24 protein-coding genes are annotated in these 25,177 nt (G+C 72.5%); 10 read left to right on the forward strand and 14 right to left on the reverse strand.

All coding sequences use genetic code 11. The features are described 5' to 3' along the window. Nucleotides 1–10: 10 nt before the first annotated feature. The gene (locus JK363_RS29030; protein WP_201879335.1) at nt 11–1,426 is read left to right on the forward strand and encodes a GNAT family N-acetyltransferase; all 1,416 of its coding nucleotides are present in this window, start codon (nt 11–13) and stop codon (nt 1,424–1,426) included. On the opposite strand, the gene JK363_RS29035 is transcribed toward JK363_RS29030, so the two are convergent. Further along, nucleotides 1,344–2,564, reverse strand: coding sequence for a trans-sulfuration enzyme family protein (locus tag JK363_RS29035; protein WP_201879337.1), 1,221 nt, complete (start codon nt 2,562–2,564; stop codon nt 1,344–1,346). The genes JK363_RS29030 and JK363_RS29035 overlap by 83 nt on opposite strands. 59 nt (nt 2,565–2,623) lie before the next feature. Between JK363_RS29035 and JK363_RS29040 the strand changes: the two genes are divergently transcribed. The 3 genes from JK363_RS29040 (at nt 2,624) to JK363_RS29050 (ending at nt 5,854) form a co-directional block, all read left to right on the forward strand. Next, nucleotides 2,624–3,118 carry an Lrp/AsnC family transcriptional regulator gene (locus tag JK363_RS29040; RefSeq protein ID WP_201879339.1) on the forward strand — a complete coding sequence of 165 codons (495 nt, stop codon included), beginning with the start codon at nt 2,624–2,626 and terminating at the stop codon, nt 3,116–3,118. Nucleotides 3,119–3,208: 90 nt separating this feature from the next. Further along, nucleotides 3,209–4,891 (forward strand): DUF885 domain-containing protein, encoded by a 1,683-nt coding sequence (locus JK363_RS29045; RefSeq protein WP_201879340.1) that lies wholly within the window; start codon nt 3,209–3,211, stop codon nt 4,889–4,891. An 87-nt stretch (nt 4,892–4,978) separates the two neighbouring features. Beyond that, nucleotides 4,979–5,854, forward strand: coding sequence for an ATP-grasp domain-containing protein (locus tag JK363_RS29050; protein ID WP_201879342.1), 876 nt, complete (start codon nt 4,979–4,981; stop codon nt 5,852–5,854). 204 nt (nt 5,855–6,058) lie between these two features. Here JK363_RS29050 and JK363_RS29055 read toward each other — a convergent pair whose 3' ends face one another. The 3 genes from JK363_RS29055 to JK363_RS29065 form a co-directional block, all read right to left on the reverse strand. Continuing rightward, a complete protein-coding gene (locus JK363_RS29055; RefSeq protein ID WP_201879344.1) occupies nt 6,059–9,364 on the reverse strand; it encodes an AAA family ATPase in 3,306 nt (1,101 codons plus the stop codon). Further along, nucleotides 9,361–10,584, reverse strand: coding sequence for an exonuclease SbcCD subunit D (locus JK363_RS29060; RefSeq protein ID WP_201879346.1), 1,224 nt, complete (start codon nt 10,582–10,584; stop codon nt 9,361–9,363). Before JK363_RS29060 ends, JK363_RS29055 begins: the two co-directional genes overlap by 4 nt. Before the next feature lie 337 nt (nt 10,585–10,921). After that, nucleotides 10,922–11,548, reverse strand: coding sequence for a YigZ family protein (locus tag JK363_RS29065; protein ID WP_201879348.1), 627 nt, complete (start codon nt 11,546–11,548; stop codon nt 10,922–10,924). Nucleotides 11,549–11,830: 282 nt separating this feature from the next. On the opposite strand from JK363_RS29065, the gene JK363_RS29070 reads away from it, so the two are divergent. Then, nucleotides 11,831–12,238, forward strand: a complete 408-nt coding sequence (locus JK363_RS29070; protein ID WP_201879350.1) for a CoA-binding protein — start codon at nt 11,831–11,833, stop codon at nt 12,236–12,238. Nucleotides 12,239–12,274: 36 nt separating this feature from the next. Here the strand turns inward: JK363_RS29070 and JK363_RS29075 are convergent, their stop codons facing one another. Together JK363_RS29075 and JK363_RS29080 are read right to left on the reverse strand one after the other, a co-directional pair. Then, nucleotides 12,275–12,829: a YbaK/EbsC family protein gene (locus tag JK363_RS29075; RefSeq protein WP_201879352.1), complete on the reverse strand. Its 555-nt coding sequence runs from the start codon at nt 12,827–12,829 to the stop codon at nt 12,275–12,277. 43 nt (nt 12,830–12,872) lie between these two features. Then, a complete protein-coding gene (locus tag JK363_RS29080; protein WP_201879354.1) occupies nt 12,873–13,445 on the reverse strand; it encodes a helix-turn-helix domain-containing protein in 573 nt (190 codons plus the stop codon). Between the two features lie 102 nt (nt 13,446–13,547). Between JK363_RS29080 and JK363_RS29085 the strand changes: the two genes are divergently transcribed. Beyond that, nucleotides 13,548–14,414 carry a DMT family transporter gene (locus tag JK363_RS29085; RefSeq protein ID WP_201879356.1) on the forward strand — a complete coding sequence of 289 codons (867 nt, stop codon included), beginning with the start codon at nt 13,548–13,550 and terminating at the stop codon, nt 14,412–14,414. A 72-nt stretch (nt 14,415–14,486) separates the two neighbouring features. On the opposite strand, the gene JK363_RS29090 is transcribed toward JK363_RS29085, so the two are convergent. Continuing rightward, the gene (locus tag JK363_RS29090) at nt 14,487–15,266 is read right to left on the reverse strand and encodes an alpha/beta hydrolase (protein WP_307821904.1); all 780 of its coding nucleotides are present in this window, start codon (nt 15,264–15,266) and stop codon (nt 14,487–14,489) included. A gap of 117 nt (nt 15,267–15,383) precedes the next feature. Between JK363_RS29090 and JK363_RS29095 the strand changes: the two genes are divergently transcribed. Next, nucleotides 15,384–15,935 carry a gamma carbonic anhydrase family protein gene (locus JK363_RS29095; protein ID WP_201879360.1) on the forward strand — a complete coding sequence of 184 codons (552 nt, stop codon included), beginning with the start codon at nt 15,384–15,386 and terminating at the stop codon, nt 15,933–15,935. 57 nt (nt 15,936–15,992) lie between these two features. Here JK363_RS29095 and JK363_RS29100 read toward each other — a convergent pair whose 3' ends face one another. After that, nucleotides 15,993–16,661, reverse strand: a complete 669-nt coding sequence (locus JK363_RS29100; RefSeq protein WP_201879362.1) for a DedA family protein — start codon at nt 16,659–16,661, stop codon at nt 15,993–15,995. Between the two features lie 181 nt (nt 16,662–16,842). Continuing rightward, a complete protein-coding gene (locus tag JK363_RS29105) occupies nt 16,843–17,295 on the reverse strand; it encodes a DUF4442 domain-containing protein (protein WP_201879364.1) in 453 nt (150 codons plus the stop codon). A gap of 84 nt (nt 17,296–17,379) precedes the next feature. Here JK363_RS29105 and JK363_RS29110 point away from each other — a divergent pair, with 84 nt between their 5' ends. Both JK363_RS29110 and JK363_RS29115 read left to right on the forward strand, forming a co-directional pair. Then, complete coding sequence (locus tag JK363_RS29110) at nt 17,380–18,450, forward strand: DUF8017 domain-containing protein (RefSeq protein ID WP_201879366.1); 1,071 nt, start codon at nt 17,380–17,382, stop codon at nt 18,448–18,450. A 57-nt stretch (nt 18,451–18,507) separates the two neighbouring features. Continuing rightward, nucleotides 18,508–19,932 (forward strand): MFS transporter, encoded by a 1,425-nt coding sequence (locus JK363_RS29115; RefSeq protein WP_201879368.1) that lies wholly within the window; start codon nt 18,508–18,510, stop codon nt 19,930–19,932. Here JK363_RS29115 and JK363_RS29120 read toward each other — a convergent pair. The 4 genes from JK363_RS29120 to JK363_RS29135 form a co-directional block, all read right to left on the reverse strand. Beyond that, on the reverse strand, nt 19,911–21,101 hold the full coding sequence (locus tag JK363_RS29120) for a glycoside hydrolase family 113 protein (protein ID WP_201879370.1): 1,191 nt from the start codon (nt 21,099–21,101) through the stop codon (nt 19,911–19,913). The genes JK363_RS29115 and JK363_RS29120 overlap by 22 nt on opposite strands. Nucleotides 21,102–21,301: 200 nt before the next feature. Continuing rightward, a complete protein-coding gene (locus JK363_RS29125; RefSeq protein ID WP_201879372.1) occupies nt 21,302–22,147 on the reverse strand; it encodes a spermidine synthase in 846 nt (281 codons plus the stop codon). Between the two features lie 212 nt (nt 22,148–22,359). Next, a complete protein-coding gene (gene tuf, locus JK363_RS29130; protein ID WP_201879374.1) occupies nt 22,360–23,541 on the reverse strand; it encodes an elongation factor Tu in 1,182 nt (393 codons plus the stop codon). 96 nt (nt 23,542–23,637) lie between these two features. After that, complete coding sequence (locus JK363_RS29135) at nt 23,638–23,814, reverse strand: hypothetical protein (protein WP_201879539.1); 177 nt, start codon at nt 23,812–23,814, stop codon at nt 23,638–23,640. Between the two features lie 272 nt (nt 23,815–24,086). Here JK363_RS29135 and JK363_RS29140 point away from each other — a divergent pair, with 272 nt between their 5' ends. Further along, nucleotides 24,087–24,821 carry a TVP38/TMEM64 family protein gene (locus JK363_RS29140; RefSeq protein WP_201879376.1) on the forward strand — a complete coding sequence of 245 codons (735 nt, stop codon included), beginning with the start codon at nt 24,087–24,089 and terminating at the stop codon, nt 24,819–24,821. 22 nt (nt 24,822–24,843) lie between these two features. On the opposite strand, the gene JK363_RS29145 is transcribed toward JK363_RS29140, so the two are convergent. Then, a complete protein-coding gene (locus JK363_RS29145) occupies nt 24,844–25,032 on the reverse strand; it encodes a hypothetical protein (protein WP_201879541.1) in 189 nt (62 codons plus the stop codon). Nucleotides 25,033–25,177 lie beyond the last annotated feature (145 nt).

A 25,177-nucleotide genomic window follows, 5' to 3' on the forward strand; every position in this document is an offset into this window, starting at 1 on the left:
GGTGTTTTCCATGACCTCTCGAGCGAACGTCCCACGCCCTTCCCGCCGCTTCCGTCACTGGCGGCGTGAACTGGTGGCAATGGCCGCCCTGTTCACCGCGGTGGCGGTCGCCGACACCGCGGCCGGCACGGTCGTCCACGGCCCGGACGGGCCGCTGCTGCTCATCACGTCATCCGTGACCCTGCTCGCCATGACCGCCTTCCACCTATGGTGGTCACGACGCCATGGCCATACGCCGCCGGACGACTCACCCCCGCCCGCGGACGGCGCGCGGACCGCCGCCCCCGCGGGCACCCCGGAGACCGAACGGCCGGAAGCCACCGCGCTGTGGCGGATGCGCACCACCGTCCAGGACGAGCCCGGCACCCTGGCCGCGCTGTGCGCGGCGCTGGCCGGACACCGGGTCGACATCCTCGCCCTCCAGACCCATCCGCTCGGCGACGGAACGGTGGACGAATTCCTGCTGCGCTCCCCCGAGACGCTGGCCGCCGCAGAGCTGACCCGCGCGGTCGCGGCAGCGGGCGGCAGCGACACCTGGATCGAACGGGCCGACACCCACGATCTGGTGGACGCCCCCACCCGGGTACTGACCCTGGCCACCCGCACCGCGCTGGACGGCGCGGAACTCCCGCTGGCCCTCAGGCAGTTGCTGGGCCGCTGCACCATCCACTCACTGCCCGCGAAATCCCTCACCGGCCGCCCTCTGGACGGCACCCCACCGGTCGAAGGGGCGCTGGAGGAGACCGTGATGCGGCTGCGCGATCCGTCCGGTGGCGCGATCACCATCGAGCGGCCGTATCTGCCGTTCACCCCGACGGAGTTCGCCCGGGCCCGCGCCCTGGTGGAGCTGGACGCGCGGCTCGGCCCGCGCGTCCCGCACCGCAGCGATGTGCTGACCCTGCCCGAGGGCAACGAGATCACCGTGCGCCGCGCGGACACCGGCGATCTGCCCGCTGCCCGCGCGATGCACGGCCGCTGCTCCTCCGCGACGCTCGGTCTTCGCTACCACGGCCCGATCGGCGATGCCGACCGGTATCTGAACCATCTGCTCAGCCCCCGCTTCGGCCGGACGCTGGCCGCCTACACCGCCTCCGGGCGGCTGGTGGCCCTCGGCCATCTGCTGTGGGACGGGGACGAGACCGAGGTCGCGCTGATCGTCGAGGACGACTGGCAGCGGCGCGGTGTCGGCGGCCGACTGCTGCGACGCCTGATCGCGATGGCCGCCGAGACCGGATGCGAGAGCGTCTACGCCGTCACCCAGTCCGCCAACACCGGCATGGTGGCGGCCATGCGCTCCCTGGAACTGCCGCTGGACTACCAGATCGAGCAGGGCATTCTGGTGATCACCGCCCGGCTCCGCCCGGTACCGGCGTCCGCTCCGGCTCCGACGCCGCTTCCGGCGCCCGCCCGGCCACACGGCCACTGAGCGCCCGGTCCAGATCGGCCCACAGGTCCTCGACGTCCTCCAGGCCGACCGACATCCGCAGCAGCCGGTCGCTGATCCCGTTCGAGTGCCGGTCTCCCTCGGCCACGATGCGGTGGCTGATGGAGGCGGGGTGCTGGATCAGGGTGTCGACACTGCCGAGGCTGACCGCCGGGGTGATCAGCCGGACCCCGGCGATCACCTCGTGCGGGTCGCCGTGGGTCTCGAAGGCCACCATCGCGCCGCCCAGCCGCGGATAGTGGACCCGCTCCACCCGCGGGTCGGCGGCCAGCCGCCGGGCCAGCTCCGCGGCGGTCGCCGAGGCCGCCCGCATCCGCACCGGCAGCGTGGACAGACCGCGCAGCAGCAGATAGCCCGCGAGCGGATGGAGCACCCCGCCGGTCGCGAACCGCACCTGGCGCAGCGACCGCGCGAACTCCTCGTCACAGGCGATGACCCCGCCGAGCACATCGCCGTGCCCCCCGAGGTACTTCGTCGCGCTGTGCAGGACCACGTTCGCGCCCTGTTCGGCCGGGCGCTGGAGGACCGGGGTGGCGAAGGTGTTGTCGGCGAGCAGCGGCACCGTGCCGCAGGAGTGGGCGATGGCCCGCAGATCGAGCTCGCGCAGGGTCGGGTTGGCCGGGGACTCGACCACCACCAGACCGGTGTCCGGGCGGATGGCCTCCGCCACTCCGGCCGGATCCACCCAGGTCACCTCGGTGCCCAGCAGCCCGGCATCCAGCAGATGATCACTGCATCCGTACAGCGGACGGACCGCGATCACATGCCGCAGCCCCTGGGCCACCCGCACCAGCAGACAGGCGCTGAGCGCCGCCATTCCGCTGGCGAACGCGACGGCGCTCTCGGTGCCCTCCAGCCGGGCGAGGGCGGTCTCGAAACGGGCGACGGTCGGGTTGTCGAGCCGGGCGTAGACGGGCGGGCCGTCCGGCCGGGCGCCGGTGGTGGCGAAGTCGTCGATCCGGGCGGCCTCCTGGCGGCTGTCGTACGAGGGGTAGGTTGTCGACAGGTCCAGCGGCACGGCGTGCAGTCCCATGGCCGCGAGGTCCTCGCGACCGGCGTGGACGGCCTCGGTGGCGAGTGCGTGGCTCCCGCCGTTCCGCATGCTCTCCGTGAAGTCCATGGATGAAGGGTGAACAAGCACCGATTCAATCCGACTGATGTTCGTGCTACGTTCGGCCGATGGCCGAAACTGTCGCTCTCGATCCGGTGGATCTCCAGATTCTGCGGCTCTTGCAGAACGACGCCCGGACCACCTATCGCGACCTCGCAGCACAGGTGGGTGTCGCCCCCTCGACCTGTCTGGACCGGGTCACCCGGCTGCGACGGTCAGGAGTGATTCTCGGCCATGAGCTCCGGCTCGACCCCGCCAAGCTGGGGCGCGGCCTGGAGGCGCTGCTCTCGGTACAGCTGCGACCGCACCGCCGTGAGCTGGTCGGACCGTTCGTCGAACGGATCCGGGCGCTGCCCGAGTCCCGGGCGCTGTTCCACCTCGCCGGACCCGAGGACTATCTGGTGCATGTCGCGGTCACCGACACCGCCGATCTCCAGCGGCTGGTGCTGGACGAGTTCACCTCACGCCGCGAGGTGGCCCGGGTGGAGACCCGGCTGATCTTCCAGCAGTGGGAGTGCGGGCCGATACTGCCCCCCGCTCACGGTGGCCCATCGGCCGGCTAGAGACCCATCCGGCCACCTGGACCGGCGGGTTCAGGCATGTCACGGATAATGCTGCTGACGCCGTGGCCCCGCTCGTACGAGGATGGCCGCATGTCCGACACCAAGAGCGCTCCGCTGCCCCGTGACGTCGCCGACGCCTATGTCGACGCCTTCATCGAACTCGACCCGATCACCGGCACCTACATGGGCGTTCCCGAGAGCTCCCGCCGCCTCCCGGACTTCTCCCCGGACGGCGCCGAGGCCCTCGCCGACCTGGCCCGCACCACCCTGGACCGGCTGACCGAGGCCGAGGCGCGGCCCGGCGCGGACAGCGACGCCGAGCGGCGCTGCGCCCGGCTGCTGCGGGAGCGGCTGACCGCCGAGCTCGCCGTGCACCACGCCCACGAGGGGCTGCGCGCCGTCAGCAATCTGCACTCCCCGCTCCACTCGGTGCGCGGCATCTTCACCGTGATGCCCACCGGGACCGAGGACGACTGGGCGGCCGTCGCGGCCCGGCTGCGCGCCGTACCGGCCGCGCTCGAGGGCTACCGCGCCTCGCTCGCCGAGGGGCTGCGCCGGGAGCTGCCCGCCGGACCCCGGCAGGTGGCCACCGTGCTGGAGCAGCTGACGGAGTGGATCGGCACCGACGGCGGCTGGTTCGCGGAGTTCACCGCGGGCGGCCCGAAGGAGCTGCGCGAGGAGCTGGACGAGGCGGCGGCGGTGGCCACCGGCGCACTGGTCACCTTCCGCGACTGGCTGCGCGATGGGTACGCCCCGGCCATCGAGGGCGCCCCGGACGTCGTCGGGCGCGAGCGCTACCGCCGCTGGGTCCGGCTGTGGAACGGCACCGACCTCGACCTGGACGAGGCGTACGCCTACGGCTGGTCGGAGTTCCACCGCATCCACGCCGAGATGCGTACCGAGGCCGAGAAGATCCTCCCCGGCGCCACCCCGTGGGAGGCGCTGCGCCACCTCGATGAGCACGGCACCCATATCGAAGGCGTCGAGGAGACCCGGGTCTGGCTCCAGGAGCTGATGGACGAGGCCATCGAGAAGCTGGACGGCACCCACTTCGACCTGGCCGAGCGGGTCAAGCGGGTCGAGTCGATGATCGCCCCGCCCGGCGGTGCCGCGGCGCCGTACTACACCCAGCCGTCGGTGGACTTCTCCCGCCCCGGCCGGACCTGGCTGCCCACCATGGGCGAGACCCGCTTCCCGGTCTACGACCTGGTCTCCACCTGGTACCACGAGGGTGTCCCGGGCCACCACCTCCAGCTCGCCCAGTGGACCCACGTCGCCGATCAGCTCTCCCGCTACCAGGCGACCGTCGGCATGGTCAGCGCCAACGCCGAGGGCTGGGCACTGTACGCGGAGCGGCTGATGGACGAACTGGGCTTCCTCTCCGACGCGGAGCGGCGGCTGGGTTACCTGGACGCGCAGATGATGCGGGCGCTGCGGGTGATCGTCGACATCGGGATGCACCTGGAGATGGAGATCCCCGCCGACTCCCCCTTCCACCCCGGCGAGCGGTGGACCCCGGAGCTGGCGCGGGAGTTCTTCGGTCTGCACTGCGGCCGCCCCGCCGAATTCCTCGACAGCGAGCTGGTGCGCTACCTCGGTATGCCGGGCCAGGCCATCGGCTACAAGCTCGGCGAGCGCGCCTGGCTGACGGGCCGCGAGGCGGCCCGCAAGGCCCACGGCGACGCCTTCGACGCCAAGAAGTGGCATATGGCGGCGCTGTCGCAGGGATCGCTGGGGCTGGACGACCTGGTCGAGGAGCTGTCGGCGCTGTGACATCCGGGCGGGACGCGTAGCCGGAAGGGGCGGCCGGGCCGGGAAACGGTTTGTGGCCGGGCCGCCCCTCTTCCTAGGGTCCGCCTCATGGGCCCCGTCTTCCTCTTCTCCCGCGATCCGCTCACGCCCCGCCGTGTCGACCCCGAATTCGCCGACGAGGCGCGGGCGGTGCGAGCGGCGGGAGCGACCGTCACCCTGATCGACCACGAGGCCCTGGTGTCCGGGGACGCGACGGGCGCGGTGGCCCGGGTACCGCGGGAGACCGGGCCCGCCTGGTACCGCGGCTGGATGCTGCCGGGCGATCGCTACGCCGAGCTGGCCACCGCTCTCGCCGAGCGCGGCCGGACCCTGCTCACCTCGCCCGAGCGGTATCGCACCGCGCATGAACTCCCTGGCTGGTACGCGGTCTTCGCGCCCCTGACCCCGCCGAGCGCCTGGCTGCCCACCGCGCCGGGCCACACGCCGGCGGAGTCAGAACTCGCCCGGATGGCCGCTCGGCTCGGTGGTGCGGGCCCGGTCGTGGTGAAGGACTGGGTCAAATCCCGCAAGCACGAGTGGGACGAGGCGTGTTATGTCCCCGAGACGGCCGACACCGGCCGCCTCGCCGCCGTGGTCGCCCGCTTCGTGGAGCTCCAGGGCGACTTCCTCACCGGGGGTGTGGTGCTGCGCCGCTTCGAGCACTACCAGCCGGTGGGTGAGGCGCGCGTCTGGTGGCTCGACGGCGAGCCGGTGCACATCGGCCCCCACCCCGACTCCCCCGCGCTGCGCCCCGCCCCGGACCTGACGGATGTCGGTCCGGCGGTCAGGGAGTTGGGCTGCCGCTTCATCACCACGGATCTCGCGCTGCGTGAGGACGGCCGGTGGCGTGTGGTGGAGGTCGGGGACGGGCAGGTCAGCGGTCTGCCCCGGGACACCGACCCACAGCCCCTGTTCACGGCCCTGGCAACGGCCGCCGCCCGCTGAGCCCCGCCGGTCTCGTGCACTGACGGGCCCCGCCGCGCACCGCCGACCGGGGCGGCCAGGGACGCGGCGCGCCCGCCCGAGCAGGACGTCATGAGCCCGCACGCGGCGGACGGAAGGATCGGCGCCGCGCAGGAACGCCATGGGCGCGGGTGCGGCGGGCCTGCCGAGCCGCGGGCTGGGGCGGCTGCGGTCGACCGGCCGTGCTCAGATGCCCGCCGCCGTGTGGTGACGCACGGCCGATCCGCGGCGGCCCTTGACGACCTCCAGCCGCGCCGGGATCCGCTGGCGCAGATCGGCGACATGGCTGACGATGCCAACCGTGCGGTCGCGCTCGCGGAGCGAGTCCAGGACGTCCAGGACCTCGTCGAGGGTCTGCTCGTCCAGGCTGCCGAAGCCCTCGTCGATGAAGAGGGTGTCCAGGCGGACCCCGCCCGCCTCGTCCGTGACGACGTCGGACAGCCCCAGCGCCAGCGCGAGCGAGGCGAAGAAGGTCTCTCCGCCCGAGAGGGTGGCGGTGTCCCGCTCCCGGCCCGTCCAGGCGTCGATGACGTGCAGTCCGAGGCCGGACCTGCCGCGGCCGCTGGAGCGGGCGTCGGAGTGGACCAGGGTGTAGCGCCCGGCGGACATCCGCGCCAGGCGTACGCTCGCCGCCGCCGCGACCTGCTCCAGGCGGGCGGCGAGCACATACGCCTCGAGCCGCATCTTGCGTTCGTTGTCGGCGGCGGTGCCCGCCGTGAGCGTGGCGAGGCGGGCGACGCGGTCGTACTCCTCGCGCAGCGGGGCGATGCGGCGGGCGTCGGCGACCGCCTGTTCCGACAGCGCGTCCAGGTCCACACAGCGGGCGCGAGCCGCGGCGTCCGCGGCCGAGACATCGCGCAGCGCCCGGGTGGCCGCCTCCGCGGCGGCGCGTGCCGACGCCGGGTCGGCGGGTGGCGTCCGCGCGGCGGCCAGCACCCGTTCGTCGGCCAGTTCCGCCGCGACGGCCGCGGACTCCGTCTGCCACTGCTCGATACGCAGCCGCGCCTCGCGCTGCCGCTCGGGCGACAGGACGGCACTCGCGGCGGCCTGGGGGGTGTCGAAACCCGCGCGGTACGCGGCGTCGGCGAGCCGGGCGTCGGACTCCTTCAGCCTGCGCGCGGCGGATTCGGCCGCGAGCGCCGCCTCGGCGGCGCGTGCGAGCAGCCCGGCCTGCCGCTCCAGCCGCCCGGCGCGCTCCGCCACGGTGGCGGCACCGTCCCGGGCCTGCTCCAACTCGGTGAGCAGCGTGGCGCGTTCACGGAGCAGTGCCTCGCGGTGCGAGGTGCGCGCGGAGGCCCGGCGGTCGGCCTCCTGCCGCTGGTCGAGCCGCCGTTCGTACTCGCGCTCGGCCCGGTCCAGGGCCTCCCGGGCGGGATGGCCGTCCGCCGCCGCGTCGCGGGCCCCGGCGAACGCCGACCGCACCTCGGCGACGGCGCGGGCGAGTTCACCGGCCTCGCCGCCCTCCGCGGTGGCCTCGGCACCCGCGAGGGTTTCGCGCAGCCCGTGCAGGACACGCTCGGCCTCCTCGCGGTGCGCCTCGGCCCGCTGGTACTCCTCCAGCGCGGTTTCCTCGGCGGCCCGGTCGACATGTCCGTCCCCGGGGCGCGCCGGGTCCGGGTGTTCGGCCGATCCGCACACCGCGCAGGGCTCCCCCGCCCGTAGCCCGGCGGCGAGTTCGGCGGCGATTCCGCGCAATCGCCGCTCCTTGAGGTCGAGCCAGGTCCGCTGTGCGGCGGTGGCGCGCTCCCGGGACCGGAGCCGGTTCTCCCGCGCCTCCTCGGCCTCCCCGGTGAGCCGGTCCCGCTGCTGGGCCGCCTCCAACCGCCGTTCGGCGGGCTCGATCTGCCCACGGAGCTGTTCGGCCCGGGTGGCGGCTTCCTGAGCGGTGTCGATACGCCGCTGATGCGCCGCGCGGACCATCTCCCACCCGGCGAGCCAGTCGGCGGCCTCGGCGAGCGCCTCGTCGTCGGCGCGCGCCTCCCGGTCGAGAGCGGCGATCTCGTCGGCCACGGCTTCGGCCCGCCGCTCACCGCGCCGTGCTGCGGCCAGGGACCCGAGCTCTTCGCGCAGCCGCCGCTCCACCCGTGCCAATGAGGCGGCGTCCGCCTCGGAGAGGGGGGAGGGGACACGGTGGTCGTCGGCCGAGGCGGACGGGGATCGTCGATCGGCGTCTTCCGGGCTCGTCCCGGTACCGCCCCCGGTGGTCGCCGTACCAGCCGCCGCCCGGGGCGCGTCGGACCGGCCCTCCGGCGCATCGGCGATGCGCCGCGACGCGTCGGCGGCGGCCACCGCCTCAGCCGCGAACTCACCCTCGTCCGGCGGGCGTTGGCCGGGAATCTCGGAGGTGGCGGAGCGGCGGAGTGGCGCCGTCAGGGCGTCGAGGCCCGGCTCGGCGGCGAGGTGGGCGCGGGCGGCACGTTCGGCGGAGACGGCGGCGCGGTGCTCGTGTTCGGCGGCGGCGCGCAGTTCGAGGGCGGGGGCGACCGCGTCGGCCGCGCGGGCCCGCTCCAGCCGCTGGTGCACCATGTCGCGCTCGGCCCGCTGTCGTTCGAGGTCGTCCGCGCGACGCCGAGCCTCGGCGTGGCGGTGCTGCAACTGGGCTCGTTCGCGCTCGGCGTCGGCCGCGCGCTGAGCCGCGTCATGGGCGTCCTCGGCGGCCCGCACCGCGGCGAGCGCGATGTCGCGCTGCTCGCGGGCGCCGGTGCGGGCGAGGGCGGCCCACTCCAGGACCGCGTCGGCCAGCCCCGGTGCGCCGGGGGCGAGTTCGGGGAGCGGCCGGCGCTCGAGGTCGGGGGCGGCTCCCGCCGCCTGTGCCATCCGGTGGGCGAGCGCGAGAAGCCGTTCGTCACCGCCGATGACCCGCTTCTCGGCGGCCCGGCGCAGCTCCGCGAGCCGTTCCTCGACGGCGGCGAAGCGACCGGTGTCGAACAGCCTGCCCAGCAGCTTGCCGCGCGCCATCTCGTCCGCGCGCAGAAAGCGCGCGAAATCGCCCTGCGGCAACAGCACCACCTGGCAGAACTGCTCCCGGCTCATACCGAGCAGCTGCCCGATCTCCTCGCCGATCTCCTGGTGCGAGCGGCTGAGCGCCTTCCACTCGCCGATGCCCCCGCCGGGCCCCGTCCCGGGAACGTACTCGCGCAGCAGGCTCTGTGCCTTGCTCCGGGTGGTGCCGGTGCCCCGCTTCTTGGGACGGGGCTGCTCGGGGCTCCGGGTGATCTCCAGGCGCCGTTCGGCGACGGTGAGTTCGAGGACGACCTCGGTCGGGGTGAACGGATCGGCGTGGTCGCTGCGCAGGGACGGCCCGCTGCCCTGCCGGGCCCCGGGCACCTGCCCGTACAGGGCGTAGCAGACGGCGTCGAGGACGGAGGTCTTGCCCGCGCCGGTCGGGCCGTGGAGCAGGAAAAGCCCGGCGGCGGACAGTTCGCCGAAGTCGACCTCCTGGGTGCCGCCGAAGGGGCCGAAGGCGGTGACGGACAGCCGGTGCAGCCTCATCGCGCCACCTCCGCGCCGCCGCGCCCCGTTCCCCGCCCGGCGCCGCTCTCTTCGGTCCGTACGGCTTCGAGCGCGTCGCCGAGCACCGTGCGCTCCGCCGCGTCCGGGCCGCGTCCACCGCGCACATGGGCCACGAAGTCCTCGGCGATCTGCTGGTCGCCGCGGCCGCGCAGGCGCCGGGCGTAGGAGGCGAGCGGGTCCTCGGGGGACCGCTCGGGGTCGAAGGCGAGGGCGAGGACATGCGGGAAACGCCGCGTCAGCCGGGCCATCGGCTCCTGCGGACGGACGGCGTCGGTGAGCGTCGCCTCGACCCAGGCGTGCTCGTGCCGGGCGAGGCCGGGGTCGGCGAGCAGGTCCTCGATACGGCCGCGGATCCGGGCCAGCGGCCGGGGTACGGGGCAGTCCACGCGCTCGGCGGACAGCGCGGCGCCCCCCGGAGCGGCCGGGTTCCCCGCTCCCGCCGCGCCCAGTTCCACCAGCCACATGGACTTGCGGTGCGCGGTCTCGGAGAAGGAGTACGCGAGCGGTGAGCCCGAGTAGCGGATCCGCTCCGTGATGGCCTGGCAGCCGTGCAGATGCCCGAGCGCCACGTAGTCGACGCCGTCGAAGACCTCGGCGGGGACGGAGGCGACGCCCCCGACGGTGATGTCCCGCTCGCTGTCGCTCACCGCGCCCCCCGTGACGAAGGCATGGGCGAGGACAACGGAGCGGGTACCGGGCGGCCGCGCGGCGAGATCGGCCCGCACCCGGCGCATGGCGGCCTCCAGCACCGCCGTGTGTCCGGCGGCGGGGGCGTCCAACGCCTCGCGCACCAGGCGGGGTTCGAGATAGGGCAGACCGTAGAAAGCCACTTCGCCGTGGTCGTCACCGAGGACGACGGGGGTGGCGCAGCCGGTGGGATCGGTCCGCAGATGGATACCGGCACGCTCGATCAGCCCGGCGCCGACGCCGAGCCGACGGGCGGAGTCATGGTTGCCGGAGATCATGACGGTGGGCACACCGAGCTCCGCGAGACGGTGCAGGACGTCGTCGAACAGTTCGACGGCGGCGAGCGGCGGCACCGCGCGGTCGTAGATATCACCCGCGACAAGAACGGCGTCCACCTGTCGCTCCCGCACAGTGGTGACCAGATGGTCGATGAACTCGCGCTGTGCGGCGAGCAGGTTCACCCGGTGAAAGGACCGCCCGAGATGCCAGTCGGAGGTGTGCAGAATTCTCACTGTTCATCCCCGACCCGCACGTTTTGCCCTTCTCCCGCCCCATTGCCCTCGATCACGATCGCGCCCGCACCGACCGCGCGGTACGGGCAACGACCACCGTATCCACGATCGGCTCTCCCTCGGTAACGGGGTCCGCCACTCCCCGCCCGTGTGTCGCCCGTGTCGCCGCGGGGCGCTACGGGCTGACGGTGTGTGTGGACCATGTCCGTACCGGCGCTGAGGGGTTGCCGTCCAGCCGGCGCGCCCGGTGGGCCTCCTCGCCGAGTCGGATCATCACGGCGGCCGGTGTGCCCGGACCGTCGGCGCGGAGCACGCGGACCCGTATGCCGCCCCGGCCCTACGCGTCCTGGTACGCCTCGCCGCCCAGCACCATGACCGCGGTCCCGGCGGTGGTGTCCGCCAGCCAGGCGCGGAAGGTCTCCACCTCCGCCTCGGGCAGTCCCACCTCGATCGTCACGTCCTCGGCATAGCGCACATCGCGCACCGCCCGCCCGGTCGCGCGCAGATCGTTCTCCAGCTTTCCCGCCCGCTGGTGGTCGACGGTGACGGTGACCAGCCGGAAGCGCTGCCGGACAACGGTGCCCAGCGCGTCCAGCGCCTCGCCGACCGCTCCGCCGTAGGCGCGGATCAGCCCGCCCGCGCCCAGCTTCACACCGCCGTAGTAGCGGGTGACAACAGCCACCACATAGCGCACCTCCCGGCGCACCAGCATCTGGAGCATCGGGACGCCCGCCGTACCGCCCGGCTCGCCGTCGTCACTCGCCTTCTGCACCCCGCCGTCGGCGCCGATGACATAGGCGAAGCAGTTGTGCGTGGCGGTGGGGTGCTCCTTCCGGACGCGCTGGATGACGTCCTGCGCCTCCTGCTCGTTCGCGGCGGGCGCGAGCGAGCAGATGAAGCGTGACTTGTTGATCTCGATCTCATGTACGCCCGCGCGGGCGACCGTCCGGTACCGCTCCTGCATCCGTCCACCCTATGCGCACCGGGGAGCGGCGCCCGGGGACTGCCCTCCGAACGCGTCACTGACCCTGTCGGCTGGGCCACGGCGCCGAGATCGGCCGGAGGAGCGCAACGAGCGGCGGGAGCACTGGCGGTCCGTGATGGCCGAGCTGGTGGACACCCTGCTGCCGGGCCACCGCTACCGCTCCTGACCGGTCCGCCGGGGAATCTCCGGGCGCCGGGCGCCGTTGACGTGCGAAGAGCCGTTGGAACAGCCCGTTCCAGCACCCCACCCCAGGAGGCACGTATGTACGGCGACCCGGCGACGGTCCGCAGGATCCTCACGGAGCTGGGTGACACCTGGGCCGTGGTGGGGCTCTCCGCCAACCAGGAGCGCGCGGCCTACGGGGTCGCGGGGGTCCTTCAGCGCTTCGGCAAGCGGATCGTGCCGGTGCACCCCAAGGCCGAGACGGTGCACGGCGAGCGGGGCTACACCTCGCTCGCCGAGATCCCCTTCCCGGTCGATGTGGTCGATGTGTTCGTGAACTCCGGGATGGCGGGCGGCATCGCGGACGAGGCGGTGACCATCGGGGCCAAGGCCGTCTGGTTCCAGCTGGGCGTGATCGATCCGGACGCGTACGAGCGCACCCGGGCCGCCGGGCTGGAGATGATCATGGACCGCTGCCCGGCCATCGAGATCCCCCGGCTGGGCTGAACCCCGGCGCCCGCTCAGCCGGAGCGGGTGGACGGCTCAGACGCCGAGACCCTCCAGCACCACCGCGCCCGGCAGCCCGGCGAGCAGCTTGCCCGGCACGATGAGCTTGCCGCGGCGGCTGCCGCTCCCGATGAGCGCGTAGGGGATGTCGGCCACGGCGGCGTCCACCAGCAGCGGCCAGCCGGCGGGCAGGCCGATGGGGGTGATACCGCCGAACTCCATTCCGCTCTCCCCGGTCGCCGTCTCGATCGGGGCGAACGACGCCTTCCGGGCACCGAGATGACGGCGGACCACACCGTTGACGTCCGCGCGGGTGTGGGCCAGCACCAGAGCGGCGGCGAGGGTCACGGCGCCGCCCCGTTTGCCCGCCACGACCACGCAGTTGGCGGACTGCTCCAGCAGCCATGAGCCGTAGGTCTCGACGAGTACGGCGGTGTCGGCCCGGTCCGGGTCCGTGTCCACGTAAGCCACCCGCTCCACCGGCTCGGTACCGCGCCAGTCGCGCAGGGCGGCGGCGACGGGGGCGGCCAGCAGGTCCAGGCACTCGACGGCGGGGCGGACGTCGTCGAAGGCATCCATCGGCGTGCTCATGCGGTCAAGCTAACAGCCGGGGGCGGGCACGGGAGACGTGGTCTCAGCGGGCGGGCGGGACCGACACCGCCATGGTCATCGCCACCGGGACCTCGCCGTCGTTGCGGTAGGTGTGCGGGGTGTTCGCCTCGAAAGCCGCCGAGGTCCCGGCCGGTACGGTGTGCTCCTCGCCGCCCGCCACCAGGGTCAACACCCCCGCCGTCACATGCAGCAGTTCGAAGGTGCCCACGGGGTGCGGATCGGAGTCGCTGCCCTCGCCGGGCATCAGCCGCCACTCCCACAGCTCCAGCGGCCCGCGCGCCTCGGTGCCGATGAGCAGCGCGGTGTAGCTGCCGCCGTCGGTGGACCACATCCGCACCGCCTGGTCGGCGGGGACGAGGCTCACCTGTGACCCCTGCTCGTAGTCGAGCAGGGTGGTGATGCTCACCCCGAGGGCGTCGGCCAGCTTCACGGTGGTGCCGACGCTGGGGTTGGTACGGGCCTGCTCAATCTGGATGATCATGCCTCGGCTGACCCCGGCGCGGGCGGCGAGGGCGTCGAGGGTGTAGCCGCGTTCATTGCGCCAGCGCTTGAGATTGCGGGCGAGCGACTGCGTGAGCTGATCGAGGTCCGTCACGATCCGGATGTCCGTCCAATATTTTGAATGGCGTAGTCGAGCGCGTTGAACTACGGTGAGGTGTACTCCCACGTCCATCACACTGTACGGCGAGGTTCCACCATGTCCGCACTCTTCGCTCTTGCCACCAGTCTGCTCTGGGGGCTGGCCGACTTCGGCGGAGGGCTGCTCACCCGACGGACGCCCGCGCTCACCGTGGTCGTGGTCTCGCAGACCATCGCGGTAGCGGTCCTGGGCGCCGTCGTGGTGGCCACCGGCGGCTGGTCCGAGGCCGGGCCGCAGCTGTGGTTCGCGGCCGCGGCGGGTGTGGTCGGACCAGCCGCGATGCTCTGCTTCTACCGGGCCCTCGCGCTCGGCCCGATGGGTGTGGTCTCCCCGCTCGGGGCGCTGGGCGGGGTGGTGGTGCCGCTCGGCGTGGCGCTGGTGCTCGGCGAGCGGCCCGGGGTGCTCCAGATCGCCGGGATCGTGGTGGCGGTGGCCGGCGTTGTCCTGGCGAGCGGACCGCAGACCGGGGATGCACCCGTCCAGCGGCAGACCCTGCTGCTCACACTGGTCGCCGCGCTCGGCTTCGGCTCGGTGATGGCGCTGATCGCGGAGGCGTCCTCCACCCTCACCGGGCTCTTCCTCGCCCTGTTCGTCCAGCGGGTGTGCAATGTGGTGGTCGGCGGCGCCGCGCTGTACGCCGCCGTCCGGCGCGGAAACCCCGCGCTGCCCGAAGGGGGTCTCGGTGTGGTGTGGGCGTCGCTTCCGGCGCTCGCCTTCGTGGGTCTGTCCGATGTCGCCGCGAACGGCACCTACAACCTGGCCGCCCAGCACGGCCCGGTTGCCGTGGCCGCCGTGCTCGCCTCCCTCTACCCCGTGGTGACCGCGCTCGCGGCCCGCGGTCTGCTCAACGAGCGGCTGCGTGCCGTACAGGCCGGCGGAGCCGGACTGGCCCTGGTCGGAACCCTGTTGCTGGCGACGGGCTGACCCCCGGGGATCACCGCCTCACCAGCGCCTCACCAGCACCCGGGGGTGCACCGATGGCACCAGCCACCGGCCTTACCCACCCACCAGTGCCCGGACGAACCGGCCGCGGTCCTCGGCGTGGTCACGGAACCAGGCGCCGAGCCAGTGCTCGGCGTCGGGCAGGACGAGGCGGGTGAGGTCGGAGCGCTCGGCCAGCGCGCCCGCGACGGCTTCGGTCACCTCCGGCGGGATGATCTCGTCCCGCGCGGGCACGGCGAGGACCGCCCGCGCGCCGTAGGCGCGGAAGGTGTCGAGGGCCGCGGAGGAGCGCCAACTGCCCGGGGTGCGGATGGTCTCGGTGAAGCCGGAACCGGCGCGGAACGGCACCGGCCAGGCGTCGCGGGCGTAGAGGGCCGGGGCGCACAGGCCGATCGTCGTCACCCGGGGACCGTAGTGGGCCAGCAGATCGGCGACCGTCTGACCGCTCATGCTGAACCCGATGAGGACCAGCTCATCGGAGGCGGGCACGCCCTGGTCGATCAGGGCACGGGCCTGGGCGCACCGCCGCTTCAGGCTCAATTCGCCCAGTTCGCCGGAGCTTTCGCCATGTCCGGAGAAGTCGCAGGCCACGGCGCGACGGCCATGGGCGGCCAGCGCTCGCATCAGGCCGAGCATCCGCTCCTTGTCACTGGTCCCGGCGCCGTGCAGCACCACCGCGGTGGCACCCACCGCCGGAGCGGTGGGCTCGAAGGCGGCGCAGCCGAGCCTCTCACCGTCGCCCTCCACGAAGAACCGCCGCGGTGCGGCGTGGTCCTCCTGCCCCGGTATCTGCCGTCGGTCCTGTTCCTGTGCGTCCGCGCCCTGTGTCTCCACGGACAGGAGGACGCATGATCGATTGCGCTGGTTCCGCCTCGGTTCCGGCGGTTCCGGTGGTCCGGGACGGGGGTACCGTGCCGGGGACATGCTCAGACGGGCCGAGGGAGACATGCTGTGACGGAGCGGGCGTTGATCGCTGGTGTGGGCGGCAGGGAGCCGAAGGTCGACCCGGAGGCGTTCATCGCCCCGACCTCCGTGGTGATCGGTGAGGTCTCGGTGGGCCCGGAGGCGAGCATCTGGTACCACGCCGTGCTCCGCGGGGACACCACGCCGATCAGCGTGGGGGCACAGAGCAATATCCAGGACAACTGCACCGTGCACGCCGACCCCGGGTTCCCGGCCACTGTCGGAGAGCGGGTGTCGGTGGGCCACAACGCGGTGCTGCACGGCTGCACCGTCGAGGACGATGTGCTGATCGGCATGGGCGCGACCGTCCTCAATGGCGCGCATATCGGAGCGGGTTCCCTGGTGGCCGCGCAAGCGCTGGTACCGCAGGGAATGCGGGTGCCGCCGAACTCCCTGGTGGCGGGGGTTCCGGCGAAGGTCCGGCGGGAGCTCACCGAGGAGGAGCGCGAGTCGATCCGGCTCAACGCGACAGGCTATGTCGAGCTGGCCCACCAGCACCGCGCGGCCGCTGAGGAGCGGGCACGGCAGGAAGGCCGGTGAGACGGGGCGGCCCCGGGACCGGACGGCCCTGAGGCCGGCCGGCCCCGGTCGTCGGCCTCAGTCGGCGGCCGGGACGGGCTCCGGCTCGGCCGTCTCGGGCCCGGCCTCGGTGACCGCCGTCGCCTTGGTCTTCTTCGACCGCCACTTCATGACGAGCATCGAGCAGAGGCCGAAGAGCAGGGCGGCTACCAGGCCGAGCCAGGAGAAACGCTTGAGCCAGTCCTCCGCGACCTTGCCGACGGAGTATATGACCGCGGTGGTGCCGCCCGCCCAGATGATGCCTCCGAGCACATTGGCGATGAAGAACTTCCAGTACGGCATGCGCAGTACACCGGCGAGCGGACCCGCGAAGATCCGCAGCAGGGCGATAAAGCGGCCGAAGAAGACCGCCCACATGCCCCACTTGTGGAAGGAGCGCTCGGCGGTGGCCACATGCTCGGCGCTGAAGTGCTTGGGGAATTTGCGCCCCAGCCATGCCAGGAGTGGCTCGCCGCCCTTCCGGCCGATGAGATAGCCGATGGAGTCGCCGATCACGGCCCCGGCGATGGCGCAGGATCCGAGGATGTAGGGGTTGATGTGGTCCTGGGAGGCCGCCAGCAGCGTCGCACTGACGAGGATGATCTCCCCCGGAAGCGGGATGCCCAGGCTCTCCAAGCCGATGACCAAACCCACCAGAAGATAGACGCTGATCGCGGGTACGCTCTCGAGCCATTCCTCGATGTGCAACGCCGGTTCCTCCCCGTGTGCCGATCCATCCCGGGCGCGCACCGATTCTCGGCGCACGCCCGGGAAGCCTACTCAATGAGCGCGCGGTCGCCATCATCCCCAGGTCGTGGTCCGGGGCGCGTCGGCGTACTGCTGGAGATGGGCTTGACGTAAGGCTGAGGGGCGCTTGCCGAGCGGCGTCTCAGGACTGCGGCCGCAGGGTCCACGTGATCGACATCTCGCCGGTCACCGCCCCGTCCTCACGGGTGATCTCGATGTTCACCGGGAATTCGGGACGCTCTCCGGCGTCCAGCTCGGCGATCACATCGGCGACCGGGCGGCCGAGCCGGGCCGTCGCGGTGACGGGGCCCATGGCCAGCTTCTTGAAGGCGATCTCGGAGCGCACGGCCAGCGGTACGGCGCGGGCGAGCTGGTCACCGAAAGCGGCCAGCACGATCGCACCGCTCGCGGACTCGGCGAGGGTGAACATCGCACCCGCATGCGGCCCGCCGACATGGTTATGGAAGTCCGGCTGGTCCGGCAGGCGCAGTACGGCACTTTCGGCCGTTGCCTCGACGATCTCCAGGTTCAGGGTGCGCACCATGGGCACGGTGGCAGCGAGCATCTCGCCGATGGACGGCATGGTCTGTGACATACCCCGGAAGTTACCACTCGGTAGCAAAGCGGGGAAAGGGGCAGCCGTAGCCCCTGTCGGCGCCCACCTTTATGGTTACTGCCCATGTGGCCAGGACAGCAGCCGCCCGGGGGCGAGCAGAACCCGCACGACCAGAACCCGTACCACCAGCCGGGGTATCACCAGCCCAACCCGTATCAGCAGCCCGGCTACCAACAGCCGAATCCGTATCAGCAACCGCCGCAGCAGCCCCAACCGGGCCAGCCCGGTCAGCCGCAGCAGCAGCCGGGCTACGGCGGGCCGCAGCAGCCGCAAGGCTGGGGCGCCCCCTCCGCACCACCCGGGGCACCTGAGCCGCCGCGCAAGAAGCGCACGGCCACCATCGCGATCGTCACGGCGGTGGCGGTCGTGGCGGCCGCCACGGTCGCCGCTGTACTGGTACTGAACAAGAACGACAGCAAGGACGACGAGTCCAACGAGAGTGGCAAGAAGCCCGCCTCCTCGTCGGCCCCGGCCTCGTCGGACCCCACCGAGGACCCGGGAGGCCGCCAGGAAGACGACAATCCGCGCGACGGCGGCAGTGTCAAGCCCGTCATACCCGGCTGGAAGACGGTGGTCAGCGCCAAGCGGCACAACGCCTTCGACGTGCCCGCGAACTGGGGGGTCGAGTCCTCCGGGCTGAGCATCGGCTTCGAGGACGACAAGGGCAAGCCTCTTGTCGTCATGTCCGCCCCGGGCATTTACAAGAAGGACTACTGCACGGTCAAGCGCGAGGGCGGCTACGAGAACAAGAGCGATGCCGCCGCGGCGGGCTCCAAGGGCGCCCAGGGGGCCAAGAGCGAGGCGTCCGCCGCCCGGATCGAGGCGGGCAACTGGGTCTTCTCCGCCTTCGACCAGAAGAAGACCGGCACTCTCAAGGTCAGCAAGGCCAAGAAGTTCACCAGCGAGCACGGACTCAAGGGCTACACCGCCTCGGCCACGGTCACCGGGGTGAAGAAGACCGACAAGTGCAGCACGGACGGAAAGTCGGTGACCGTCAGCTACACCGACACCAACGGTGACTTCGCGACCTGGGTGCTCTACTCCGTCAAGGGCACCAAGAACGAGGTCCCGGACGCGACCATCAAGAAGATCATGAGCAGCCTGCGTCCGCTGAAGTCCGATACCGGCTTTTGATCGCCCTGGCCGAATTTCGGTTGGACGCCGGGGCCTGCCCCCAGGGATAGTCCGCTCGTGACCACTCCCCCGGCCCCGCGCTCCCGACCCCGCCGCCCCCAGTGGGCCGGACGCAACTACACACTGCTGACCGCCGCCGCCGTGGCGACGGGCCTCGGAAACGCCGGGGCCCTCATCGCGGCGGCGTTCGCGGTGCTCGACGCCGGCGGGGACAGCGGCGATGTCGGTCTGGTGGCCGCTGCCCGCATGGTGCCGCTCGTGGTTTTCCTGCTGATCGGCGGGGCGCTGGCGGACCGGTTGCCCCGGCACCGGGTGATGGTCGCGGCCAATGCCCTCAACTGCCTGTCCCAGGCGGCCTTCGCGGCGCTGGTGCTGTCCGGTGAGGCACAACTGTGGCAGATGGCCCTGCTCTCCGCGATCGGCGGCACCGGCCATGCCTTCTTCTCCCCCGCCGCCGAGGGCATGCTGCTGTCCAGCGTCACCAGCGAACAGGCGGGCCGTGCCTTCGCGTTCTTCCGGATAGGGGTGAACGGCGCGCAGATCGGTGGCGCCGCTCTCGGTGGCGCGCTCATCGCCGTCGTGGGCCCCGGCTGGATGCTGGCCGTGGATGCCGCCGCCTTCGCCGTCGCGGGCTCGCTGCGCGCCTTCCTCGATGTCCGCGGAGTCCCCCCACGGGAGTCCGGGAGCGGGATGCTGGCCGATCTGCGCGACGGATGGCGGGAGTTCGCCACCCGGCCCTGGCTGTGGAGCATCGTGCTGCAATTCTCCGTGGTCAACGCCGTGGTGGGCGCGGCCGATGCGGTCTACGGTCCGCTGGTCGCCGAAGAGCATCTGGGCGGGGCACGGCCCTGGGGCTTCGCCCTGGCGGCGTTCGGCGCGGGCACTGTACTCGGCGGAGTGCTGATGATGCGCTGGCGTCCGCGCCGTCTGCTGCTCGCGGGCACCCTGTGCGTTCTGCCCCTCGCCATGCCGTCGGCCGCGCTCGCCATCCCGCTTCCGGTGCCGGCGCTGGCCGTGGTCATGTTCATCAGCGGGGCGTCGATCGAGGTGTTCGGTGTGTCCTGGATGACCGCGCTGCACCAGGAGATTCCCGAGGACAAACTCTCGCGGGTCTCGGCCTACGACATGCTGGGCTCGGTCGCCTTCCTCCCTGTGGCCATGTCCCTCGCCGGCCCGGCGGAGAACGCCTTTGGCCGGACGGCCTCGCTGTGGGGTTGCTCGGCACTGATCCTGCTGCTGACCCTGGCGGTGCTGACCGTGCCGGACGTCCGCCGACTGCGGCGGCGTGAATCGGGGCCCATCGCCCAGGGGCCCGTCACCGAGGGGGCCGTCGCCAAGGGACCAGCCGAGGGGGCCGTCGCCCAGGAAGTCGCCGCCGAGGGCGCCGTTACCGCGGCGCCCGCCGCCGAAGAGACCGCCGCCGAGGGGCCGCTCACCCCCGGCCCCGCGGCGGCCGAGGGTCAGCACCGCGCCCTGCCGTAGTGCCGCGCCAGTGCGTGGAACGCCTCCTTCGGCTCCCAGTGCCAGTGGGCGGTCGGCCCCTCAGGAGTCTTCCAGATCGCCTTCACCAGGCTGTAACTCGCCATGTCGAGGTCGTAGCGCGGCTGATGCCGGTGCGGGGCGTCCGGGGTGACAAATTGGTACACCAGCGCCGCATACAGATCCATCGACTCGAAGACATCGACCAGATCGGTGAGATAGGCGGCCTGGGTGCGCTCGCTGCGGACCAGGTCACCGATGATCTCAGGGGGCTCCTTGTCGTAGTCGACCACGTCCCACCCCATACCGCCCTTCTCCGGGGCTCCTTGGAAGGTGCAGGTGCCGAACTCGGGGACGACCACCGGCTTCCCCCACCGCCGGTACTTCGCCAGCTCCCGGACATGGTCGGCCCGCCGGGCGAAGGACGCGTAGTAGTTGACGCTGACCAGGTCGAACAGATTCCAGTCCACCGCTTCGTCCTGCGCCGCGCCGTATGTCAGCTTGCCGTGGAAGACGGACCTGCCGACTTTCGCCGCCCGCGCGGTGAACGAGCGCAGCTCCCGCATCATCTTCTTCAGGTCGACGTTTCCGCTCGTCAGGTTCTTGATGCGCTCCACGGCACTGGCACCGGGAACAATGCCCGGCACGAACAGCATGAACTCAGCGCCGACGCTGAGATGAACCTCGGCCCCCTGGCGCCTCAACCGCTCGGCATGTCTGCCCGTTTCGGCCAGATGGTCAAGGATCTCCCGCTGCGGAACATCCGCCAGCCGCGGCTGGAGCCACACATGCAGCCCGCGCTCCGCGGCCTCCGACGATGTGGCCGCGAGCCGCTCGACACCGGTGCCGAAGACGGAGACCGAGCTTGCGTGGAGCTGGTCCCTGATCGCCCGCAGATCATGGCGCATCCGCGTGGCATTCCACCCTGTGAACGGTGTCTCTCCGTCGATGACCTCGTAGGACACCCCGCGATACCTCAGCCCCCGCCGACCGCCCGTCCTGCCCGGCGCCGGTCCCGGGGCCCGTTCCGATGCCGGTCCCGAGGCCGCTTCCGGCGCCCCGGTCGCCCTCGCCCGGCCTCCCGTCAGCAGCGGCCCCATCGCTCCCGTGACACCGACCGCTCCCGCCCTGGCCAGAAATCCGGCCCGGCTGATCTCCTTGCCGCCCATCATCGCTCCCCCCGCTGTGCCGTTCGCTGTGCCGTTCACTCCACTCTGGCAATCGGCGGTACGCGCTGTCGTCGGCCAAAGGTCTGCGCCCCGGCGACGGAGGTATGAACCCGCCCTCCCGGAAAGCGACTTAGGTAGCGCCTCGGACAGCGCACCCGACGTGATGCGGCGGCTTCGGCCGACGGAGGATCAGCCCACGAGGATCAGCCCACGCTGAAGGCACCGCCGGGCGGTTCGGGCGACGGCACCGCCTCGGCGTCCGCCACCGGGGCTGCCCCGCCCGTGAAGCGCTCCAGCGCCTCCCCGTACTCCACACGGGCCGGGAAGGCGTCGGCGGCGGTGCGGCGGGCCAGCACGTCGACCGGCAGCTCGCTGTGGGAGGCCACCAGCACGGTGTTGCCGAACCGCCGGCCGCGCAGCACCGCGGGCTCGGCGATCAGGCACAGATGCGGGAACACCACCCGCAGCGAGGCCAGTTGTGAGCGCAGGAAGCCAAAGGGCGCTCCGTCGGCCAGATTCGCCGTGTACCGGCCGCCCCGCCGCAGCACCCGGGCGGCCGCGCGGGCGTACTCGACCGAGGTGAGATGCGCGGGCACCCGGGAACCGCCGAAGACATCGGCGATGATGATGTCGGCGGACGCCTCGGGCGCGGCCTCCAGGGCGGTCCGCGCGTCCGCGCGGCGCACCGTGATCCCCGACGCGGGCGGCAACGGCAGGTGTTCGTCGACCAGTTCCAGCAGCCCGCGGTCGGCCTCGATCACTTCCTGACGCGAACCGGGACGGGTCGCGGCCAGATAGCGCGGCAGGGTGAGCGCCCCGCCGCCGAGGTGCAGGACATCGAGCGGGGCGCCGGGTTCGGCCGTCTCGTCGAGAACGTGCGCGAGCCGCTGCGCGTACTCGAACTCGAGGTGTGTGGGGTCGTCCAGGTCGACATAGGACTGCGGGGCGTCGTCCACCGTGAGCAGCCAGGCGTGCGGCCGGTCGAGGTCCGGCATCAGCTTGGCGGTGCCGCCGTCCACGGCGCGGATCACAGGTATGGGCTCGTCCACGCTCTCATTGTGCCGGGCCGGATGCCCGGCCGCGGCCCGGCGGCCACCGCCTCGGCCGACCTCGGCCCGTCCCCGCTCGCTCCGGCCCGTTCCGGCCCGTTCTCGCTCGGCCTCTTCTCGGCTCCCGACCGTTTCCCTTCGTTCCTGCCCGTGGCTGATCCGCCCGCGCCCCCGGAAGCGTGCGGGGCGCGGGCGGATCCCTCACCGGTGCGTCACGGCCGGTCGGAGACGGTGGTCACGGTCCCCGCGCCCACCGTGCGGCCGCCCTCGCGGATCGCGAAGCCCAGCCCCGGCTCCAGCGGCAGGGCACGGCCGAGCTCGACCGCCATGGTGACGGTGTCGCCGGGGCGCGCCACACCCGTGAGCCCGAGGTCCACATCGCCGACCACATCCGCCGTACGGATGTAGAACTGCGGCCGGTAGCCGGTGGACACCGGCGTACGCCGCCCGCCCTCGTCCGTCGACAGGACGTAGACCCGCGCGGTGAAGTGCCGCCGGGGCACCACGCTGCCGGGCGCCGCGACCACATGGCCACGGCGCACCGCGTCACGCGGCACACCGCGCAGCAGCAGCGCGACGTTGTCGCCCGCCTCCGCGACCTCCATCGGTTTGCCGAAGGTCTCGACCCCCGTGACGACGGTCGCCACGTCCGCGCCGAGCACCTCGACCCGGTCGCCGACGCGCACCGTGCCGCGCTCGATGGCACCGGTGACCACCGTGCCGCGCCCGGTGATGGTCAGCACGTTCTCCACCGGGAGCAGGAACGGGGCGTCGGTGTAGCGCACCGGCGTCGGCACATAGAAGTCCACGGCGTCCAGGAGCGCCTCGATCGCGCCGGTCCAGCGCGGGTCGCCGTCCAGCGCCCGCAGCCCGGAGACCCGTACGACGGGCGTGCTCTCACCGGGGTAGCCGTGCGCCGACAACAGCTCGCGCACCTCGAGCTCGACCAGGTCGGTGAGCTCGGGGTCGCCCGCGTCGGCCTTGTTGAGGGCGACCACGATGTGGTCGACGCCCACCTGGCGGGCGAGCAGTACGTGCTCGGCGGTCTGCGGCATGACGCCGTCGAGCGCGGAGACCACGAGGATCGCGCCGTCGAGCTGGGCCGCGCCGGTCACCATGTTCTTGATGAAGTCGGCATGGCCGGGCAGGTCGACATGGGCGTAGTGCCGGGTCTCGGTCTCGTACTCGACGTGGGCGATGTTGATGGTGATGCCGCGCTCGGCCTCCTCCGGCGCCCGGTCGATGCGGTCGAACGGCACATAGGTGCCGCCGGAGCCGCGCTCGCTGAGCACCTTGGTGATGGCGGCGGTCAGGGTGGTCTTGCCGTGGTCGACATGGCCCATGGTGCCGATGTTCAGATGCGGCTTGGTGCGCACATACGTCTGCTTGGACATGCGGGCAGTTCCTCCTCGGAACAGCAGTGGAAACGCGGACCCCAGGGCCTGTCCGACCCTCCCCTTGCGGGATCCGTCGGAGATGTCCGAGGAGGGTCAGCTTCGTGCGCCGTCGAGGCAGGCGGGAGTCGTGACGAGGGCGAGGGCCACTGCGGCGATGGCCGCCATGGCGGCGGCCGTGCTCACGGGCGGGGGAACGGCGGCAGCCTTCGGCGCGTCCGCGAGGGCGGACGTCGGCGGGAGGAAGGCGTACCGGAACATGTCGTTGATCATTGCGCACCGTACGATGCACGTCGAATGGTTTTCGGGGCGCGTGGGAGCGGTGTGCCGGAAACGAACTTCCGGTGCTGTGGAGTTCGTTGTGCCGGTCAGGACCGGCGACCGGGCGCGAGCGACGAACACCTCACGAACGACCGACGAACGGCCACGAACGGCCGACGAACGGCCGACGAACGGCCAACGGCCGGCCGACGATCGACCGACAGTCCTCCGACGAGAGGACGACATCACAGCGTCCGCCTCATCCGGTCGGTTAGGCTCCCCCGATGCTCGATGTCGCCGTCCCCTCCCCGAAACCGGCCGTGCGCCGCGCCCGCGCGGTGCTGCTGTCGCCGTGGTCGCGGCTCGCGCTGCTCGCCGCGCTGCTGGTGGGCTCGGCGGCCTCGGTCTGGGTGTGGCAGCCGCACCGGCTGCTGGCGCACGGCTGGCCGCCCCAGCTGTCCGGCCCGGCGGCGGTGGTCCTGTTCACCGTCGCGTATGGGCTGTGCACCGCCGCGCTGGTGCCGCGGCCATTGCTGAATCTGGCGGCGGGTGCCCTCTTCGGCTGGCAGGCCGGGCTGGCCGCGGCGGTCGCCGGGACGGTGATCGGCGCCGGAATCGCCTTCGGTCTGGGGCGGCTGCTCGGCCAGGACGCACTGCGCCCGCTGCTGCGGGGCCGCTGGCTGACCTCGGCCGACCACCAGCTGAGCCGTCATGGCTTCCGGTCGATGCTCGCGATCCGGCTCTTCCCCGGCGTACCGTTCGCGGCCGCGAACTACTGCGCCGCGGTGTCCCGGATGGGGTGGCCGTCGTTCCTCCTGGCGACCGGCCTCGGCACTGTGCCGAACACCGCCGCGTATGTCGTGGCGGGCAGCCATGCGACCACCCCCACCTCCCCCGTCTTCCTCATCGCGATGGCGTGCATCGCCGTTCCCGCGCTGGCCGGCGTGGTCGTGGCGTGGCGCAAACGCGGCGGACTGCGGCCCCCGCGCACCGCCGGGAGCACCACGCCGCACGCCTGACCCGTACCGCCGAGCCGGACGGTCAGCCGCTCGTGGCGCTCGTCCCGGGGGCCGAGGACGCCGCCGCCGCGCGGGCGGACAGCGGCTCGGCGATGTCCTCGAGGGAGCGGCGTTCCGCCGGTACGGCGAGGAACGGAACGTCGGTCGTGATGGTCCCGGCCGCCGCGCGGCCGTTCCCGCCCTCTGCTGATCCATGCCCGGTCGCGGTCATACGGCGCGGCTCCTCGGCAGGTCCTCCGCAGATCGTCGGCATCGCGAGCGCGGTATGCCGAGCCGCCGGATACCCCATGATCAATGCGTTTAACGGGTGAGCGGACCGGGCCCTTGGTCGTCTCTTACCCGGGGACGCTACGCTG

Origin of the sequence: Streptomyces coffeae (genome assembly GCF_016741875.1) — a bacterium.
GTDB classification, from domain to species: Bacteria; Actinomycetota; Actinomycetes; order Streptomycetales; family Streptomycetaceae; genus Streptomyces; species Streptomyces coffeae.

Bases quoted from the DNA above. Each gene is read 5' to 3' on its own strand.
- JK363_RS29040 (WP_201879339.1), top strand. From the start codon at position 2,624: ATGGCCGAAACTGTCGCTCTCGATCCGGTGGATCTCCAGATTCTGCGG.
- JK363_RS29035 (WP_201879337.1), bottom strand. From the start codon at position 2,564: ATGGACTTCACGGAGAGCATGCGGAACGGCGGGAGCCACGCACTCGCC.
- tuf (WP_201879374.1), bottom strand. From the start codon at position 23,541: ATGTCCAAGCAGACGTATGTGCGCACCAAGCCGCATCTGAACATCGGC.
- JK363_RS29065 (WP_201879348.1), bottom strand. From the start codon at position 11,548: ATGCAGGAGCGGTACCGGACGGTCGCCCGCGCGGGCGTACATGAGATC.
- JK363_RS29140 (WP_201879376.1), top strand. From the start codon at position 24,087: ATGCTCGATGTCGCCGTCCCCTCCCCGAAACCGGCCGTGCGCCGCGCC.
- JK363_RS29030 (WP_201879335.1), top strand. From the start codon at position 11: ATGACCTCTCGAGCGAACGTCCCACGCCCTTCCCGCCGCTTCCGTCAC.
- JK363_RS29045 (WP_201879340.1), top strand. From the start codon at position 3,209: ATGTCCGACACCAAGAGCGCTCCGCTGCCCCGTGACGTCGCCGACGCC.
- JK363_RS29110 (WP_201879366.1), top strand. From the start codon at position 17,380: ATGTGGCCAGGACAGCAGCCGCCCGGGGGCGAGCAGAACCCGCACGAC.
- JK363_RS29105 (WP_201879364.1), bottom strand. From the start codon at position 17,295: ATGTCACAGACCATGCCGTCCATCGGCGAGATGCTCGCTGCCACCGTG.
- JK363_RS29050 (WP_201879342.1), top strand. From the start codon at position 4,979: ATGGGCCCCGTCTTCCTCTTCTCCCGCGATCCGCTCACGCCCCGCCGT.
- JK363_RS29120 (WP_201879370.1), bottom strand. From the start codon at position 21,101: ATGATGGGCGGCAAGGAGATCAGCCGGGCCGGATTTCTGGCCAGGGCG.
- JK363_RS29075 (WP_201879352.1), bottom strand. From the start codon at position 12,829: ATGAGCACGCCGATGGATGCCTTCGACGACGTCCGCCCCGCCGTCGAG.
- JK363_RS29070 (WP_201879350.1), top strand. From the start codon at position 11,831: ATGTACGGCGACCCGGCGACGGTCCGCAGGATCCTCACGGAGCTGGGT.
- JK363_RS29085 (WP_201879356.1), top strand. From the start codon at position 13,548: ATGTCCGCACTCTTCGCTCTTGCCACCAGTCTGCTCTGGGGGCTGGCC.
- JK363_RS29135 (WP_201879539.1), bottom strand. From the start codon at position 23,814: ATGATCAACGACATGTTCCGGTACGCCTTCCTCCCGCCGACGTCCGCC.
- JK363_RS29145 (WP_201879541.1), bottom strand. From the start codon at position 25,032: ATGACCGCGACCGGGCATGGATCAGCAGAGGGCGGGAACGGCCGCGCG.
- JK363_RS29055 (WP_201879344.1), bottom strand. From the start codon at position 9,364: ATGAGGCTGCACCGGCTGTCCGTCACCGCCTTCGGCCCCTTCGGCGGC.